Annotated in this window: 9 protein-coding genes; 6 read left to right on the forward strand and 3 right to left on the reverse strand. The window is 71.2% G+C overall.

Translation table 11 applies throughout. The features are described 5' to 3' along the window. The first annotated feature begins 37 nt into the window (after positions 1–37). From OHA30_RS23140 to OHA30_RS23160, 5 genes are all read left to right on the forward strand, one after another. Positions 38–1,123 carry a 2-aminoethylphosphonate ABC transporter substrate-binding protein gene (locus tag OHA30_RS23140; protein ID WP_328915779.1) on the forward strand — a complete coding sequence of 362 codons (1,086 nt, stop codon included), beginning with the start codon at positions 38–40 and terminating at the stop codon, positions 1,121–1,123. Between the two features lie 287 nt (positions 1,124–1,410). Next, positions 1,411–2,166 carry a GntR family transcriptional regulator gene (locus OHA30_RS23145; protein WP_328915780.1) on the forward strand — a complete coding sequence of 252 codons (756 nt, stop codon included), beginning with the start codon at positions 1,411–1,413 and terminating at the stop codon, positions 2,164–2,166. Between the two features lie 150 nt (positions 2,167–2,316). After that, the gene (locus tag OHA30_RS23150; RefSeq protein ID WP_328915781.1) at positions 2,317–4,458 is read left to right on the forward strand and encodes an alkaline phosphatase family protein; all 2,142 of its coding nucleotides are present in this window, start codon (positions 2,317–2,319) and stop codon (positions 4,456–4,458) included. A gap of 71 nt (positions 4,459–4,529) precedes the next feature. Then, the gene (locus OHA30_RS23155; RefSeq protein ID WP_328915782.1) at positions 4,530–9,890 is read left to right on the forward strand and encodes a LamG-like jellyroll fold domain-containing protein; all 5,361 of its coding nucleotides are present in this window, start codon (positions 4,530–4,532) and stop codon (positions 9,888–9,890) included. Between the two features lie 382 nt (positions 9,891–10,272). Then, positions 10,273–12,327, forward strand: a complete 2,055-nt coding sequence (locus OHA30_RS23160) for a thioredoxin domain-containing protein (RefSeq protein ID WP_328915783.1) — start codon at positions 10,273–10,275, stop codon at positions 12,325–12,327. A gap of 247 nt (positions 12,328–12,574) precedes the next feature. Here OHA30_RS23160 and OHA30_RS23165 read toward each other — a convergent pair whose 3' ends face one another. From OHA30_RS23165 to trhA, 3 genes are all read right to left on the reverse strand, one after another. Then, complete coding sequence (locus OHA30_RS23165) at positions 12,575–13,192, reverse strand: TetR/AcrR family transcriptional regulator (RefSeq protein ID WP_328915784.1); 618 nt, start codon at positions 13,190–13,192, stop codon at positions 12,575–12,577. A 4-nt stretch (positions 13,193–13,196) separates the two neighbouring features. Beyond that, the gene (locus OHA30_RS23170; protein ID WP_328915785.1) at positions 13,197–14,786 is read right to left on the reverse strand and encodes an MFS transporter; all 1,590 of its coding nucleotides are present in this window, start codon (positions 14,784–14,786) and stop codon (positions 13,197–13,199) included. A 150-nt stretch (positions 14,787–14,936) separates the two neighbouring features. Further along, the gene (gene trhA / locus OHA30_RS23175; RefSeq protein ID WP_328915786.1) at positions 14,937–15,635 is read right to left on the reverse strand and encodes a PAQR family membrane homeostasis protein TrhA; all 699 of its coding nucleotides are present in this window, start codon (positions 15,633–15,635) and stop codon (positions 14,937–14,939) included. A gap of 262 nt (positions 15,636–15,897) precedes the next feature. Here trhA and OHA30_RS23180 point away from each other — a divergent pair, with 262 nt between their 5' ends. Continuing rightward, positions 15,898–17,727, forward strand: a complete 1,830-nt coding sequence (locus tag OHA30_RS23180) for a phosphoenolpyruvate carboxykinase (GTP) (RefSeq protein WP_328915787.1) — start codon at positions 15,898–15,900, stop codon at positions 17,725–17,727. Positions 17,728–17,732: the final 5 nt, after the last annotated feature.

A 17,732-nucleotide genomic window follows, 5' to 3' on the forward strand; every position in this document is an offset into this window, starting at 1 on the left:
GCGAAGCCCCCGGGAACACGAAGGAGTACGTACTGCCATGCCCGAGCGCAACCGTTTCCTCATCACCTTCACCGCCGTCACGGGAGCCCTCACGCTGGGAGCCGCCCTCACCGCCTGCGGCTCCTCCTCCGCCGACACCGCCGACAGCGGCAAGCCCTCCACCGAGGTGACCGTCTACAGCGCGGACGGCCTGCACTCCGACGCCGGGGACGGCTTCTACGACAAGGTGTTCAAGGACTTCACCGCGAAGACCGGCATCAAGGTCAACTACGTCGAAGGCGGTTCGGGCGAGATGGTGCAGCGCCTGGTCCGCGAGAAGTCGAACACCAAGGCCGACCTGATCGTCACCCTGCCGCCCTTCATCCAGCAGGCGGACGGCAAGGGCCTGCTGACGGCGTACAAGCCGGCCGGCTCCGAGCAGGTCGCCGCGGCCGACAAGGACGCCACCGGGAAGTGGACGTCCGTCGTCAACAACTACCTCTGCTTCATCTACAACACCAAAGAACTCCCCGAGCCGCCCAAGACCTGGAACGATCTGCTCGCGGGGAAGTTCAAGAACAAGCTGCAGTACTCCACCCCCGGCATCGCGGGCGACGGAACCGCCGTGGTCGTCAAGGCGATGCACGACTTCGGCGGCCAGGGACCGGCCATGGACTATCTGAAGAAGCTCCAGGCCAACAATGTCGGCCCGTCCGCCTCCACCGGCCAGCTCGCCGCGAAGGTCGACAAGGGCGAACTCCTGGTCGCCAACGGCGACGTGCAGATGAACTTCGCCGACATGTCCTCCATGCCCCACCAGGGCATCTTCTTCCCCGCCGCCGACAGCGGCGGCAAGCCGACCACCTTCGCGCTGCCGTACGCCGCCGGCCTGGTCAAGGACGGCCCGCACCAGGACGCCGGCAAGAAGCTGCTCGACTTCCTGCTGACCAAGGACGTCCAGCAGGAGGTGTCCTCCGTCGGCGGCGGGTTCGCCGCCCGCACCGACGTCGCCGCGACCGACCCCAACGCGGTGGAGCTCCAGAAGATCATGTCGGGCGTGGACGTCTTCACCCCGGACTGGAAGGACATCGACACGAATCTGTCCCAGTACGTCGACGCCTGGAAGTCCGCGACCGGCAGCTGACCACACCGCGCCGCACCAGCCGGTACCAGGCCGGTGCGGATACGAGGGGACAAGGCCGTGCGGGCCAGGTGTCGCGTCACAGCAACACCCACCCGCACGGCTCTCTTCATGTCACGACAGAGCTGCGACCGCTTCCGCGCACCACGTCGTAAGCGCCCGCTGTCCATGTTCAGGGAGGAACTTCACCTCCCACCTTCACCCGGCCACGACGACAGTTTCCCGTCACGGAGAGCTGTTAGCCTTCGGCCCCCTGTCGGCGACAAGAAGGTGGAGTAGGACGTGTCCCTGTGACGCCCGGCGGCGGAATCCGCAGGTGGGAGCATGCGGCCATCGCGGCGGACATCGAACTGCGGATCGCCGAGGGGGTGTACGGCGCCGGTCGCAGGCTGCCCAGCGAGCAGGCGCTGGCCGACCAGTACGGGACGACCCGGACGAGAGTGCGCACCGCCCTGGCCGCGCTGGCCCGGCGCGGGGTGCTGGTGTCGCGGCCGAACTCGGGCTGGCTGGTCCAGGACGGGCAGCAGGCGCAGACCGTGGGGGAGATGCGCACCTTCTCGCGGTGGGCCGCCGAGCACGGGCGCGAGTTCGGCGGGCGGATCGTGCGCAGGGAGCGCGGCAACGCGACCCCGCGCGAGGCACGGCTGCTCGGTATCGGCCTGGGCGAGGACCTCCTGCGCACCACCCGGGTGCGCACCCTGGACGGCCGGGCGGTGATGGTCGAACGGTCGACCTGGGCGCCGTGGGTGGTGCCGTCGGTGGACGCGGTGCCCGATGACGTGCCGTCCCTCTTCGGGGAGTTGGACGCCGCCGGGGTGCGGGTGGTGCTGGGGGACCACCGGATCGAGGCGGTGGCGGCGTCCAGCGACGACGCCCGGCTGCTGGGCCTGCGCCGGTCGAGTCCGTTGCTCCAGGTGAGCCGGAGCTCGGCGACCCCGGACGGGCTGCTGGCCGAGATCGCGGTCGACCGCTATCTGGCCGACGTGGTGGCGTTCGACATCAGGGCCGGGGACATCGCCAGGACGTTCCTGCCGCCGCACGGGTGAGTGACCCACTGCGCGCAGTCGGCGATCCAATCGGTCGCGGTGGGCATTCCCTCAGTGGGTGGACTCGTCATGTTCACGATTCCTTCACTCGCCACGCTTCTGATCTGAGCTGTATCCGACTTCACAGTTCACGCGTATCAGGAGCGTCCGATGACGACCCACCCCGAGCCTTCCCCCTCCACCGACTCGCCGCAGGAAGTCGTCGTCCCGCAGTCGGTTCTGCGGTCCGGCCTCTCCCGGCGCGGCATGCTCAAGGCCATGGGCCTGTTCGGCGGTGCCACGGCCGTGGCCGCCAGCGGCGCGGCCGGCTGGGCGGCCTCCGGCGGCCGGGCACCCGTCCCCGCGAACTTCGTCCTGCCCGAGGGCTACTCCGGCACCATGGCGGACCTCAAGCACGTGGTGATCCTGATGCAGGAGAACCGCGCCTTCGACCACTACTACGGGGCGATGCCGGGGGTCCGCGGTTTCAACGACAAGCAGGCGCTGCGGTTCCAGGACGGCACCGACGTCTTCTCGCAGCCCAGCGGATCGAGCACGGTCAAGCCCCACCACGTCACCACCGTCTCCGCGACGACCACCGGGCTGGCCCACGACTACGGCACCGGCATCTCCGCCTGGAACGGCGGCCGGTACAACAACTGGGTCCCGGCCAAGGGCAGTTCGACGATGAACTACCTCACAGGGGACGAGATCCCCTGGCAGTGGTCGCTGGCCAGCAACTACACCGTGTGCGACCACTACCACTGCTCGGTAGCCGGTCCGACCACGCCGAACCGGCTGCACCTGTGGACCGGCACCTCCAACGGGATCACCGCCAACGGCGGCGAGACCTCGGGCAACCGGGCCTGGCAGACCTACCCCGAGGCGTTGCAGGCAGCCGGCGTGTCCTGGCGCATCTACGTCGACAACAACAACGGCGACGGCTGGCGCGGCGACTACCAGGACAGCCCGATCCGCGGCTTCGCCGCCTTCACCCCCAGCGCGGCCAACCTCGCCGACGCCACCAAGACCGCCCCCGGCACCGGCCTGGTGTGGCGGGCCAACTCCTTCCCCTACGCCCCCGACGGCCTGCCCGACAACGACAGCGACACCAACCTCAACGGCGTCCTCGGCGACTTCATCGCGGCCTGCGCGCCCGGCGCGCGGTACCCGCTGCCGCAGGTCTCCTACATCGTCTCGCCGTACCAGTGGTCCGAGCACCCGTCCGCCAACCCGGAGCACGGCGCCCACTACACGAACCGGGTGATCAAGGCGCTGCAGAGCAACCCGGACATCTGGAACCACACCCTGCTGATCCTCAACTTCGATGAGAACGACGGCTACTTCGACCACGTCCTGCCGCCGTTCCCGGAGGCCGGGACCGCCAACGAGTACTCGGGGAGCACCCCGATCGGCTACGGCGCGCGGGTGCCGATGACCCTGGTCTCGCCGTGGACCCGGGGCGGCTGGGTGAACTCCGAGGTCTTCGACCACACCTCGGTGACCCGCTTCCTGGAGGTGTGGACCGCCTCGATGGGCACCCCCGCCAGGAGCACCGTGATCACCGACTGGCGGCGCGTCATCAGCGGCGACCTGACCAGCGCCATCGACTTCGCCCACCCGGTCCTGGGCACCCCGTCGCTGCCGGACACCGCGGCCCTGGTCGCGATCGCCAGGGCCGGCGGCACCATCAAGACCCAGGTGCCGGCCGACGACCAGTGGACCGACTACCCGCCGCTGCGCCCCCGCCCGCTGTCGTTCCACCCGCACGGCACCTTCACCGAGAACCGCGGCACCGGCACGGTGACCGCGAACATGAGCCTGGTCGGCGGCCCCACCGGCAAGGGCGTCAGCTTCCAGGTGTTCCCGGACAAGTACAAGGCGTTCACCAACACGCCGTTCACGGTGACCGCCGCCGCGCCGCGCAGCTACGCCTGGAACGCCGCGGCCTACCAGGGCCGGTACGCGTTCTCGGTCTACGGCCCGGACGGCTTCGTCCGCTCCCACGCCGGCACGGTCCTGCCCGCCGGGCAGAACAACGCCGGGGTGCCCCGGGCCGAGGTGGCCCTCGTGGCCGGGACCGACCCGACCGTGACGATCACGCTGCACAACGACGGCCTCCAGCAGGTCCACTACACCCTGACCGCCAACGACCACGTCGGCGGCACCCAGGACTACTGGGTCGCGGCGGGCGCGTCCAAGACGGTCAGCTGGCCCACTTCCGAGGGCTACTACGACGTCGTCATGACCGCCGACACCGGCACCGGCTGGACCCACCGCTACGCCGGACGGATCGCCCAGCTCACCGCCTGACCCGGTCCCGCCCACCCACTCGCACCCTCTCCGGACCCGCACCAACCCTGCCCCTCCTCCCTGGAGTCCCCATGGCCTTTCGGCCCCCAGATTTCCGTCCCCCGGCGCGCAGACCCCTGCCGCGCACCGTCGCCGCCGGCCTCTCGGCCGTGCTGATCAGCTCGGGCCTCGCGCTGTCGCTGGCCCAGACGGCCTCGGCCGACCCGACCCACGACTCGCGTGACGCCGTCGTACCGGTGGTGTCCTACACCTTCGACAGCGACTCCGGCTCGACCGTGGTCGACAGCTCCGGCCAGTCCAACAACGGTGCGTGGAGCGGCACGCCGGGCTACGCGCCCGGCGTCTCCGGCAAGGCCCTGCACATCAGCGCGGGGAAGAACTTCGTGAGCCTGCCCAAGGTGGCGGGGAAGACCGACGGCTCGGGCAGCTTCTCCTACGAGACCTGGTGGTACGACAACGCGGAGACCTCCGACGCCCCGATGGTCGCGAACCAGGACTTCGCCTCCTGCGCCAACCCGGGCTTCACCTTCTACCACCTCAGCGGCACCTACCAGCAGCGCTCCTGCTTCGCCGTCAACGGGGCCAAGACCTACACCACCACCCGTACCGCCTCGATCCAGAACGGGTGGCACTACCTGGCGGTGGTGGAGGACAGCACCGCGCACACCTACGACTACTACGTCGACGGCGTGCTGTTCTCGTCCACCTCGACCGTCTCCGGCGCCACCGCGGCGAACTTCAACTCGGGCAAACCGATCAGGATCGGCCAGGACGGGACCGGCACCTACACCGGCACCGACGACGCCCTCGTCGACGACTTCAACTTCTACAACCAGGCCATCACCGCCGACCAGATCGCGGCCGACTACGCCGCGACCAACCCGGCCACCCACTTCCCGGTGACGGTCACCAACGACGGCCACGGCACCGGCACGGCCTCCGTGCTCGCCCCGGCCGCGGGCACCTCCGACACGCTGACCGCGACACCCGACACGGGCTACAGCTTCGACGCCTGGGTCCCGGTGATCCCGTCCACGCTGGCGGTCACCAGCAAGGGCGGCTTCACCGCGCCCGGCAGCGCCGTCACCGTCAAGGCCACCTTCACGCCGAACACCTACACGGTGACGTACAACGGCAACGGCGCGGACGGCGGCTCCACGCCCGCGCAGAAGCTGACCTACGACCAGTCCGCCGCGCTCACCGCGAACGGCTTCACCGACACCGGCAAGCAGTTCGTCGGCTGGAGCACCAGCCCGAACGGCGCGCTGACCTACACCGACCAGGCCACCGTCAAGAACCTCAGCGCCGCCGCCGACGGCGCGGTCACCCTCTACGCCCAGTGGGTCACGGCCGGTTCGTTCCAGGTCAGCGACAGCGGCGACAGCCACGTCACGGTGAGCTCCTCCACCGACCCGACCGGCGGCTGGACCGCCCCCGGCACCAAGGTGACGCTGACCGCCCACCCGGCCACCGGCTACTCCTCCACCTGGCAGACGGTCTCCCCGGCCGGGCTGACCGTTGCCGCCGACGGCAGCTTCACCATGCCGTCGCAGAACGTCGTCATCAAGGCGGTGTCCACGCCGAACCATTACACCGTCGCCTTCGACGGCAACGGCGCGACCGGCGGGTCCACCGCCGCGCAGTCCTTCAGTTACGACAAGGCCGCCGCGCTCACCGCCAACGGCTTCACCCGCAGCGGCGACGCCTTCCTCGGCTGGGCGACCAGCCCCACCGGCAAGCCCGCCTACACCGAAGGACAGAGCGTCAGCAACCTGACCGCGACGGCCGACGGAAAGGTCACCCTGTACGCGGTGTGGGGCCGGGTCCGGGCGGCCGGCGACGCCATCGCCCCGGTGGTGTCCTACGACTTCGACGCCGACAAGAACGGCGTCGTCACCGACAGTTCGGGCCAGGGCGGCAACGGTTCCTGGAAGGGCACCGCCACCTACGCCAAGAGCTTCTCCGGCCGGGCCGCGCACGTCAGCTCGGGCAGCAACTTCGTCCGGCTTCCGCTGACCGCCGCGCAGACCGACGGCTCGGCCGACTACTCGTTCTCGCTGTGGTGGGGCGAGTACGGCGAGACCGGCGACAGCCCGCTGGTGAGCAACCAGAACTCCAGCGCCTGCTACAACGCGGGGCTGACGCTCTACCACTCCTCCGGTACCTCGAACACCATCGTCTGCTGGGGCCAGCCGACCGGCAGCGGACGCCAGTACACGACCACCGACACCACCGCGCTGCAAGGCAACTGGCACTACCTCACGGTGGTGGTGGACCGCGGCGCACAGACCGTCAGCTACTACGTCGACGGCGCCCTGTCCACCACCTCCAAGTCCGGCCAGCTGACCTCGGCCAGCAACCTCGCCTCCGGCCTGCCGTTCGCGATCGGACAGGACGGCACCGGCAGCTACTCCGCCTCCTCCGACGCCCTGGTCGACGACTTCGACTTCTACAACCGGGCGATCCCGGCGGCCCAGGTCGCCAACGACTACAAGGCCACCAAGCCCGCCTCCACCGTGCTCCCCGACGAGTCGACAGTGGACATCACCACCCCGGTCTCCACCGTGGCGCAGGGCTTCGTCACCGACACCTTCCACGCTCCGCAGGCGCGGGTGAACGCGACGGTCTCCCAGCCGGTCGCGGGCCTGTGGAACGGCGGCACGGTCACCTCCTACAAGAAGGTCGGCGGTGACTCCTGGCTGAGCGTCGACGCCAACGGCACGGTCAGCGGCACCGCGCCGGGCACCGCCCCGCAGCACCCCGGCACCATCACCGTGAAGGCGACCGACGGGACCACCACCTCGCAGCTCACCGTCGAGATCCCGGTCATCGCGGCCGACGACGCGCCGCGGCTCGCCGCCGCGACCTGGAATCTCTGGGACGCCGGCAGCCATGTCAACGACTCGCTGCTGAAGGACCTCACCGTCATCGCCAACAACGGCCTCGACGTGGTCGCGGTCCAGGAGGACGGCGGCACCGTCGCACACCGGCTCGCCCAGGCGCTCGGCTGGTACGACTACGAGGGCACGGGCGGCCTCGGCATCCTCTCGGCCTACCCGGTCTCCTCCAGCGACGTGGTCGCCGCGACCGGGACCGCACCCGCCGTCGGGGTGACGGTCAGTGTGGCCGGAAAGAACGTCAGGGTCTGGAACGCCGCGCTCGACGAGAGCGGCTACGGCCCGGAGCGGGCATGTGCCACCACCGGCACCACCGCGTCGGCGATCGTCGCCGCCGAGAAGGCCGCCACCCGCTACGCCCAGGCCACCGCGATCGCCGCGGAGCTCACGTCCGACGTCGCCGCCGCCGACAGCACCCCGGTGCTGTTCCTCGGCGACCTGGCCTCCCCCTCGGCGTCCGACTGGACCACGGCGACGGCGGACTCCCACTGCGGGATCGGCGCGGTCGACTGGCCCGTCCCCGACGTCATCACCGGCACCGGCCTGACCGACTCGTTCCGGCAGGCCCATCCCGACCCGGCGGCCGACCCGGGCACCACCTGGTCGCCGATCGTCGGGACCGACCCGGTCACCGGCGGCGACGAACCGCAGGACCGGATCGACTACGTCGACTACGCCGGTGCCGACCTGCACCTGCTCGGCTCCAATACCCTGGTCGCGGGCTGGCCGTCGGCCACCGACGTCGCCGACAACGCCTGGACCAGCGACCACACCGCCGTCGTCAGCACCTTCACCCTCGGCACCCCGCTGCCCCCGGTGGCGGCCCCCACGGTGACGGTGGCTCAGAAGGCGCTCGTCTACCAGGTCGGCCACGGACCCGCTGACGACGCGGCGCTGAGCAGCGCCCTCGGCATCGGCACCGACCCGGCCGACGCGACCGTCAGCGTCGACTCCGGCAACGTCAAGGCCGGCACGGTGGGCGCCTACACCGTGCTGGTGACCGCGAGCAAGGACGGCGCGGTCTCCGACCCGGTCGCGGTGACGGTGAAGGTGGTGCCGGTCGTCACGCTCAGGCTCGGCAACAGCTCGGTCCCGCTGGACGGGCTCGGCCTGACCAAGGCCCAGGTGCTGGACGGCCTGGGCGGCTCACTCAACGTCAGCGGGTCGATCGACGTCGACCTCTCCCGGGTCGACACCTCGGCGACCGGCAGCTACCCGGTCACCGTCACCGGGACCGATGACTACGGCTTCACCGTGACCGCGCGGGCCACCGTCGTGATCACCTCGGCCGACCTGCCGCCGACCGTCACCCCGACGGTCACCCCGGGCACCCCCGACGGGCAGGGCGGCTGGTACGTCTCCGCCCCCACCGTCTCGGCCACCGCCACCGACGACTCGGGGCTGCCCCCGGTGCTGGAGTACCGGGTCGGCGACGGCGACTGGACGGCCTACACCGCCCCGTTGAAGGCGCCGGACGGTGACCGGACCTACTGGTTCCGGGCCACCGACAAGGCGGGCCATGTCTCGGACCCGGTCGCGGTGCCGGTCAAGGTCGACCGCACCGCGCCCAGCACCACCGCGGACACCCGGCCGGGTGCGACCGTCGTCGCCCCGGTGACGGTGACCCTCACCGCCGCCGACGCCGGCTCCGGCGTGGCCGGCACCGAGTACCGGCTCGGGAACGGCGACTGGACGGCCTACACCGCGCCGTTCACGGTGACCCCGGGGCACGCCGACCAGACCGTCGGCTACCGCTCGACGGACGTCGCCGGAAACGTGGAGCAACGTCAGCAGTCGGTGATCCCCGCGATCGTGCCGGTCAGCCCGACGATGACCGCCGAGGATGTGACCTCGGCGTACGGCACGGCCGCCACGGTCGCGGTGTCGGTCGGCTCCCCCGGTCTGCCGGCCACCGGCACGGTCACCCTCACCGAGGGCAGCACCCAGCGCGGTTCGGCGGCTCTGGCCGACGGCGCCGCCCGCTTCACCCTGCCGGTCGGCCTCGCCGCGGGCACCCATGTGCTGCTGGCCTCGTACTCGGGCAGCGACCTGCTCACCCCGGAGATCCGGACCGTTACCGTGACCGTGGTCCTCCCGGCGGCCTGGAGCGCGTCGAAGGTGTACAACAGCGGCGACGAGGTCTCCTACCAGGGCGCGTTGTTCACGGCCTCCTGGTACACCCAGAACCAGAAGCCGGGTGACCCGCAGGGGCCCTGGCAGGAGATCGCCATGACGGAGGGCGGCACCGCCCTCTGGACCGCCTCCCGGACCTTCAACACCGGTGACACGGTCGTCTACCACGGCGCCACCTACAAGGCCGACTGGTACACCCGGAACCAGGCCCCCGGCGACCCCACCGGCCCGTGGCTGGAGGTGGCGCCCCCCGGCCCCGGCGGGATCGCGCCGTGGACCACCAGCATGGTGTACAACACCGGTGACAAGGTCACCTACCAGGGCGACACCTATGTGGCCCAGTGGTACACCCGCAACCAGGCCCCGGGCGCCGCGAACGGCCCCTGGAAGCTGATCGGCTAGCAGCGGTTCGCCGACCGGTCTCCGGGTTCGGAACTTCGGCCGGGTCCTTCAGGACCCGGCCGAACGCCGTTGGGGCCCGTCATCTGTTCGGCGCGTCCCAAAGGCTGCCCCGGACGGCCGTGGCCGTCCGGGCCGGAGCCTGGGCGTACCGCGCGCACGGAGTCGCGGGTGCGGTACGCGGAGATCCGGCCGTACACGGTTCCGCTGACGTCGGAGGAGCGGCGAAGGGCCACGAGGTGGTCTGGTTGCCGCCTGCCACTCACGCGTAATCAAGCCCCCGAGCAGCCACCGGCCCCCCATCACTACGTGCTACGACTTCCTACTCCTGGGGCCCGGCTTCGTCATGTGGGCCGGACGGTGCCGGTCGTGAAACGATGCCGGGGTGAACCGACTCGGTGACGCGACTTCGCCCTATCTGTTGCAGCACGCGACCAACCCCGTGGACTGGTGGCCGTGGGGGGAGGAGGCGTTCGAGGAGGCCCGCAAGCGCGGGGTCCCCGTGCTGCTCAGCGTGGGGTACAGCAGTTGCCACTGGTGCCATGTGATGGCCCACGAGTCCTTCGAGGACCAGGCGACCGCCGCGTATCTCAACGCCCACTTCGTCGCCGTGAAGGTGGACCGCGAGGAGCGGCCGGACGTCGACGCGGTGTACATGGAGGCCGTGCAGGCGGCCACCGGCCAGGGCGGCTGGCCGATGACGGTCTTCCTCACCCCGGACGGCGAGCCGTTCTACTTCGGTACGTACTTCCCGCCGCGCGGCCGGCAGGGGCTGCCCGGCTTCACGGACGTCCTCCAGGGTGTCGTCGCGGCCTGGCGGGACCGCCGCGACGAGGTCGGCGAGGCCGCGGCGCGCATCGTACGGGAGTTGACCGAACGCGCGGGGGCGTACGGCGAGGCGTCGGGCGAGGTCGGCGAGGACGAGGCGGCCGCCGCGCTGGCCGGGCTGACCCGCACCTACGACGAGCGGCACGGCGGATTCGGCGGGGCGCCCAAGTTCCCACCGTCGATGGCGCTGGAGTTCCTGCTGCGCCACCACGCCCGCACCGGCGAGGAGAGCGCGCTGCGGATGGCCCGCGACACGTGCGAGGCGATGGCCCGCGGCGGGATCTACGACCAACTGGCGGGCGGATTCGCCCGTTACGGCGTCGACAGCACCTGGACGGTCCCGCACTTCGAGAAGATGCTCTACGACAACGCGCTGCTCACCCGGGTCTACGCGCATCTGTGGCGGTCCACGGGATCCGATCTGGCCCGCCGGGTCGCGCTGGAGACCGCGGACTTCCTGATCGCCGAACTGTCCACGCCGGAAGGCGGGTTCGCCTCCGCGCTGGACGCCGACAGTGACGACGGAACGGGCCGGCATGTCGAGGGCGCGTTCTACGTCTGGACGCCGGAGCAACTGACCGCCGAACTCGGTTCGACGGACGGGCAGTTCGCGGCCGCCTACTTCGGGGTGACCCGCGAGGGCACCTTCGAGGAGGGCGCCTCCGTACTCCAACTCCCGCAAGGCGCAGGGGTGGTGGACGCCGACCGGGTCGCCTCCGTACGGGAACGGCTGCTGGCCGCCCGCGCAAGGCGGCCGCGCCCGGGGCGGGACGACAAGGTGGTCGCCGCCTGGAACGGCCTGGCCATCGCCGCGCTCGCCGAGACCGGCGCGTACTTCGACCGGCCCGACCTCGTACAGGCCGCGGTGGACGCCGCCGATCTGCTGGTACGGGTCCACATGGACGGCCGTGGACGGCTCTTCCGCACCTCGCGCGACGGGGTGGCGGGCGGCCACGCGGGCGTGCTGGAGGACTACGGCGACGTCGCCGAGGGCTTTCTCGCGCTCGCCTCGGTCACCGGGGAGGGCGTCTGGCTGGACTTCGCCGGGCTGCTGCTGGACTCCGTACTGCACCATTTCGCGGCGGACGACGGCACGTTGTACGACACCGCGGACGACGCCGAGGCGCTGATCCGGCGGCCGCAGGACCCGACCGACAACGCGGTGCCGTCCGGGTGGACGGCGGCGGCCGGGGCACTGCTGTCGTACGCGGCGCACACCGGGTCCGAGACGCACCGGGAGGCGGCGGAGCGGGCGTTGAGGGTCGTCGGGGTGCTGGCGGCGCGGGCGCCGCGGTTCATCGGGTGGGGGCTGGCGGCGCTGGAGGCGGTGCTGGACGGGCCGCGCGAGGTGGCGGTGGTCGGGGACGTCGGGGACGCGCTGGCGGGGGAGTTGCACAGGGTCGCTCTGCTGGGGGTGGCGCCGGGGGCGGTGGTGGCGGTCGGCGAGGAGGGGTCGGAGGAGTTTCCGCTGCTCGCGCGTCGGGGGATGCGTGGGGGGAGGGCGGCGGCTTATGTGTGCCGGCGGTTTGTGTGTGAGGCGCCGACGTCGGATCCGCGGGCTTTGCGGGTGCAGTTGAGGTCCGACGACTGGTCGGGGCCACGGCCCGCGTAGGGCGACGGGTGGGTGGGGTGGGTGGGGGTGCGCCTGCGGCGGGCCTTCCCCTCCCCGCCCCTTCCCGTTTCCCGGGGGCAAGCCCCCGGCCCCCCTCGGGGCTGCCGCCCCGGACCCCGCCGGACCCCCGCCCGGGCTCCCGACCTCCCCCGGGGCTCCGCCCGGACCCCGGCCCCCCTCGGGGCTCCGCCCCAAACCCCCGGCCGGGCTCCCGGACCCCGGCCGAAGCGCCCCGCCCCGGGCCCCGCTAGATCGTCAGGCCGCGGTTCAGGATGCGGAGGGTGCGGTCCATCAGGGTGAGGAGGTCGCCCTCGCGGTTGGTCTCGATCCAGTAGAGCGTCGTCTCGTGGAGGACGCCGAAGACCGCCGCGGTGAAGACGCGGACCTCCAGGTCGTCGGCGGGGCGGCCGGTGCGTTCGGCGATCACGCCGCCGAGGAGGCGGCCGGTCGCCGACCAGCTCTCGTGGGCGCGGGCCCTGATCGCCGGGACGTCGCGGATGAGTTCCTCGCGCTGGGCCATCTCGGCCCGGGCCTCGGGGTCGTTGAGCACCTGGCCGAGTGCCTCGTGCATGACCATCCGGACGGAGACCAGCGGAGGTTCCTCGGCCGGCCGGTTGCGGAGCACCTCCGCCATGACGTCGTCGTACTCGTCCGTGAGGACGATGTCCTCCTTGGTGGGGAAGTACCGGAAGACCGTGCTCGGCGAGACATCCGACTCGGCCGCGATCCGGTCGACGGTCGTGGCGTCGTACCCCTGCTCGGCGAAGAGGCGGTAGGCGGCCGCGCGGATCGCCTGGCGGGTCCTGACCTTCTTGCGTTCCCGCAGGCTGGTCTTGGGGGCGGCGTCGGTGGCGCGAGGGGGCATGGCGTCATTGTCGGGCATCCGCGCCCCGCGCGGCGACGGGCGCGGCCGCCACCGGCTCCCCGCCCCCTTCCGCCGTGAGGCTCCGCGGGTTCGGCAGGAACGCCCCCACCAGTCCGGCCGCGAGCAGGGCCGCGACCCCGCACAGCACGAGCGTGACGTTCATGCCGTGCAGATACGCGCCGTCCGCGGAGACGGCCAGCGCCCGGTCGCCCAGCTTCGCGGCCACCGTGTGCGCGCCGACGACCGACTCGCGCGCGGTGTGCGCGGCGGACGACGACAGCCCGTCCGTACCGAGCCGGTCCCGGTACCCGGCGGCGAGCACGCTGCCGAGGATGGCGACGCCGATCGCGGAACCGGTCTGCCGCAGCGTCTGGAGCAGCCCCGCGCCGCTGCCCGCTCGCTCGCGGGGGAGTGCGCCGAGCGCGCTGTCCATGGAGGGCACGATCGCCAGGCCGAAGCCGATTCCGGCCACCGACAGCCAGGTCGCGGTGGCGCCGTAGCCGTCCCCGGCGCCGGTCGTGGAGCCGAGGAAGGCGGCCGCGGCAAGGACGACGAGACCCGCGGCGATCACCGGCCGCGGCCCGTACCGCTTGCTGAGCGTCCCGCTGACCCGGGCGGCGACCATCAGGCCGCCCATCATCGGCAGCAGCCGTACCCCGGTGCCGAACGCGTCGTTGCCGAGGACGGTCTGCAGATAGGACGGCAGGACGAAGAGCAGTCCGGTGAGGATGAAACTGACCAGGGTGGCGGCCACGGCGTTCCACAGGAAGCCCGGCCGGCGCAGCAGGGACAGGTCCAGCATCGGGCGTTCACTGCCGCGCTCGCGCAGCACGAGACCGGCGATCAGCGCGACGGACACCGCGAGCGTGCCCAGGACCAGCGGGTCGCCCCAGCCCCGGTCGGGGGCCTCGATGATGCCGAAGACCAGCGCGCCCAGGCCCGCGGCGGCGCACACCGTACTGAGCACGCCGACCCGCGGCGCGGCCGGGTCGCGGGTCTCGGGCAGCAGCGTGAGGCAGGCGACGATGCTGATGCCGACCAGCGGGATGTTGATCAGGAAGACCGAGCCCCACCAGAAGTGTTCGAGCAGCGCGCCGCCGATGATCGGGCCGAGCGGCATGCCGAAGGCCATCGCGGTGCTGGTGATGGCGACCGCCTTGCTCCGGTCCTTGGGGCCGAAGAGCGAGGGGATCACGGAGAGCGCGAGCGGCATCACGAAGGCCGCGCCCAGGCCCATCACCGTACGGGCCGCGATGACGGGCGCGGGGCTGTGCGCGAGGGTGCCGATCATCGAGCCCGCGAGGAAGACGGCCAGGCCGGTGACCAGCATCCGGCGGCGGCCGAAGCGGTCGCCGAGCAGCCCCGCGGGGAGCATCGCGGCGGCGAAGACGACGGTGTACGAGTCGACGATCCACTGCATGTCGCCGGTGCCGGCGTTGATCTGGGCGGCCATGGTCGGCAGGGCCACGTTGAGGATCGTCATGTCGAAGCTGAGGACGAGGGTGCTCGCCACCAGGGCGCACAGCGCCAGCCACCGGCGCGGATCGCCGTGCGGGTCGGCCTCCGGCGCGGTGGCCGGGGTGGGTCGGGTCATCGGGATCTCCCGGTAGTCCATGTCAAATAAGAGTGACTTCCAAAAAAGAGTAGCTTGCGTTTCCTTGTGCGCAAACCCCCGCCCGGGCATGCGAAAGCCCCGCCGTCCCGGGAGGGGGACGGCGGGGCTCGCGAAGGCGGGGGACGCGGGTCAGGCGTGCTGGTAGGCCACCAGGGAGATCCCGACGTAGTGGACGATGAACGCGGCCAGCGTCAGCGAGTGGAAGACCTCGTGGAAGCCGAACCAGCGCGGCGACGGATTCGGCCGCTTGAAGCCGTAGATCGCCGCGCCCGCGCTGTACAGCAGGCCGCCGGTGATCACGCAGACGATCACCGCCACCCCGCCGGTCCGCAGGAAGTCCGGCAGGAAGAAGACCGCGACCCAGCCGAGCGCGATGTAGCACGGCGTGTAGAGCCAGCGCGGCGCGCTCACCCAGAAGACCCGGAAGGCGATTCCGGCCAGCGCGCCGGCCCACACCAGCCACAGCAGCAGCTCCGAGGTCGAGCCGGGCAGCAGCAGGATCGCCAGCGGTGTGTAGGTGCCCGCGATGATCAGGAAGATGTTCGCATGGTCAAGTCGTCGCAAAATCGCGGAGGCCCGTGGACCCCAGTTTCCGCGGTGGTAGAGCGCGCTCACCCCGAACAGTGCGCAGGCCGTCAGGGTGAAAACCGCGCAGGCGATACGCCCCCTCGTGCTCTGCGCGAAGGCGGTCAAAACGACACCCGAAATCAGCGCAGCCGGGAACATTCCGGCGTGCAACCACCCTCTGAGCTTGGGTTTTACGGGCTGTGACAGGTCGACTCCGTCGACGTTTGCGGACACCTCGGCAGTCTTGTCCACGGCGGTCATGTCGTCAATCTTACCTACGCAACCGTAGGTTACCTGTAAGTAAGACCGGGCCTCGGCGAGTGGCGACTCTCACCCGTTGCGCCCTGGACAGAATCATTTGATGGGGCTCACACTCATATGAGTGCGGTCGGCACCGGATGAGCACTCCACGAACGCGTCCGGGTCGCAGCCCCCAAGGGGCCGAGAGCCTGTTCTGCGGATCAGGCACCCAACCCTCACCATGTGACGCCGGTCTGTGCGGATCCGGCGGGACGGAGCGATCGTGGCGCGCGGCATTGCGGCTCCCACCAATCACCAGCAACTGATCACCTGGGTCGGCGAGATCGCCGAACTCACGCAGCCCGACGACATCGTGTGGTGCGACGGCTCGGAGGAGGAGTACCACCGCCTCGCCGAGGAACTCGTCGCCAAGGGCACCTTCACCAAACTCGACCCGACCCTGCGCCCGAACTCGTACTACGCGGCCTCGGACCCCTCCGACGTGGCGCGCGTCGAGGACCGTACGTTCATCTGCTCGCAGCGCGAGGCCGACGCCGGACCGACCAACCACTGGAAGGCCCCCGCCGAGATGCGGGAGATCTTCAGCGGCACGGCGGGGCAGGGCGGCCTCTTCCGCGGCTCGATGCGCGGCCGGACGATGTACGTGGTCCCGTTCTGCATGGGCCCGCTCGGCTCGCCGCTGTCCGCGATGGGCGTGGAGATCACCGACTCCGCGTACGTCGCCGTCTCGATGCGCACGATGACCCGGATGGGCAGCGCCGTACTCGACGAGCTGGGCTCCGACGGCGCCTTCGTCAAGGCCGTGCACACCGTCGGCGCCCCCCTCGCCGAGGGCCGGGCGGACGTCCCGTGGCCGTGCAACACCACCAAGTACATCTCGCACTTCCCCGAGGACCGCGAGATCTGGTCCTACGGCTCCGGCTACGGCGGCAACGCGCTGCTCGGCAAGAAGTGCTACGCCCTGCGGATCGCCTCGGTCATGGCCCGTGACGAGGGCTGGCTCGCCGAGCACATGCTGATCCTCAAGCTGACGCCGCCGCGCGGCGGGGCCGACGCCGTCAAGTACATCGCGGCCGCGTTCCCCTCCGCGTGCGGCAAGACCAACCTCGCCATGCTGGAGCCGACCATCTCCGGCTGGACGGTGGAGACCATCGGCGACGACATCGCCTGGATGCGCTTCGGCGAGGACGGCCGGCTCTACGCCATCAACCCCGAGGCCGGCTTCTTCGGCGTCGCCCCCGGCACCGGCGAGGACACCAACGCCAACGCGATGAAGGCGATGTACGCCAACTCCGTCTTCACCAACGTCGCCCTCACCGACGACGGCGACGTGTGGTGGGAGGGCATGACCAAGGAGCCCCCGGCCCACCTCGTCGACTGGAAGGGCAACGACTGGACGCCCGACAGCGACACCCCGGCCGCCCACCCCAACGCCCGCTTCACCGTGCCCGCCGGCCAGTGCCCGATCATCGCGCCGGAGTGGGAGGACCCCAAGGGCGTACCGATCTCGGCGATCCTCTTCGGCGGGCGCCGCGCCTCGGCCGTACCGCTGGTCACCGAGTCCTTCGACTGGCAGCACGGCGTCTTCCTCGGCGCGAACGTGGCCAGCGAGAAGACCGCCGCCGCCGAGGGCAAGGTGGGCGAGCTGCGCCGCGACCCGTTCGCGATGCTGCCGTTCTGCGGCTACAACATGGGCGACTACTTCGGTCACTGGGTCGCGCTCGGCAAGGCCCACGACCCGGCGAAGCTGCCGAGGATCTACTACGTGAACTGGTTCCGCAAGGACGCGGGCGGCCGGTTCGTGTGGCCCGGGTTCGGCGAGAACAGCCGGGTGCTCAAGTGGATCGTCGAGCGGCTCAACGGGCAGGCCGGCGGCGTCGAGACCCCGATCGGCATCCTTCCGTCGGCGACGGACCTCGACACCGACGGGCTCGACATCTCCGCGGCCGACCTGGATCTGCTGCTGTCGGTCGACCGCGCGGTCTGGCGCGAGGAGGCGGCGCTCATCCCGCCGCACCTGGAGATGTTCGGCGAGCACGCGCCGCACGAGCTGTGGGACGAGTACAAGGCGCTCGTCACGCGGCTGGGCTGAGCGGG

Origin of the sequence: Streptomyces sp. NBC_00223 (genome assembly GCF_036199905.1) — a bacterium.
Classification (GTDB): Bacteria; Actinomycetota; Actinomycetes; order Streptomycetales; family Streptomycetaceae; genus Actinacidiphila.

Bases quoted from the DNA above. Each gene is read 5' to 3' on its own strand.
- OHA30_RS23140 (WP_328915779.1), top strand. From the start codon at position 38: ATGCCCGAGCGCAACCGTTTCCTCATCACCTTCACCGCCGTCACGGGA.
- OHA30_RS23150 (WP_328915781.1), top strand. From the start codon at position 2,317: ATGACGACCCACCCCGAGCCTTCCCCCTCCACCGACTCGCCGCAGGAA.
- OHA30_RS23155 (WP_328915782.1), top strand. From the start codon at position 4,530: ATGGCCTTTCGGCCCCCAGATTTCCGTCCCCCGGCGCGCAGACCCCTG.
- OHA30_RS23165 (WP_328915784.1), bottom strand. From the start codon at position 13,192: ATGCCCCCTCGCGCCACCGACGCCGCCCCCAAGACCAGCCTGCGGGAA.
- OHA30_RS23170 (WP_328915785.1), bottom strand. From the start codon at position 14,786: ATGACCCGACCCACCCCGGCCACCGCGCCGGAGGCCGACCCGCACGGC.
- trhA (WP_328915786.1), bottom strand. From the start codon at position 15,635: ATGACCGCCGTGGACAAGACTGCCGAGGTGTCCGCAAACGTCGACGGA.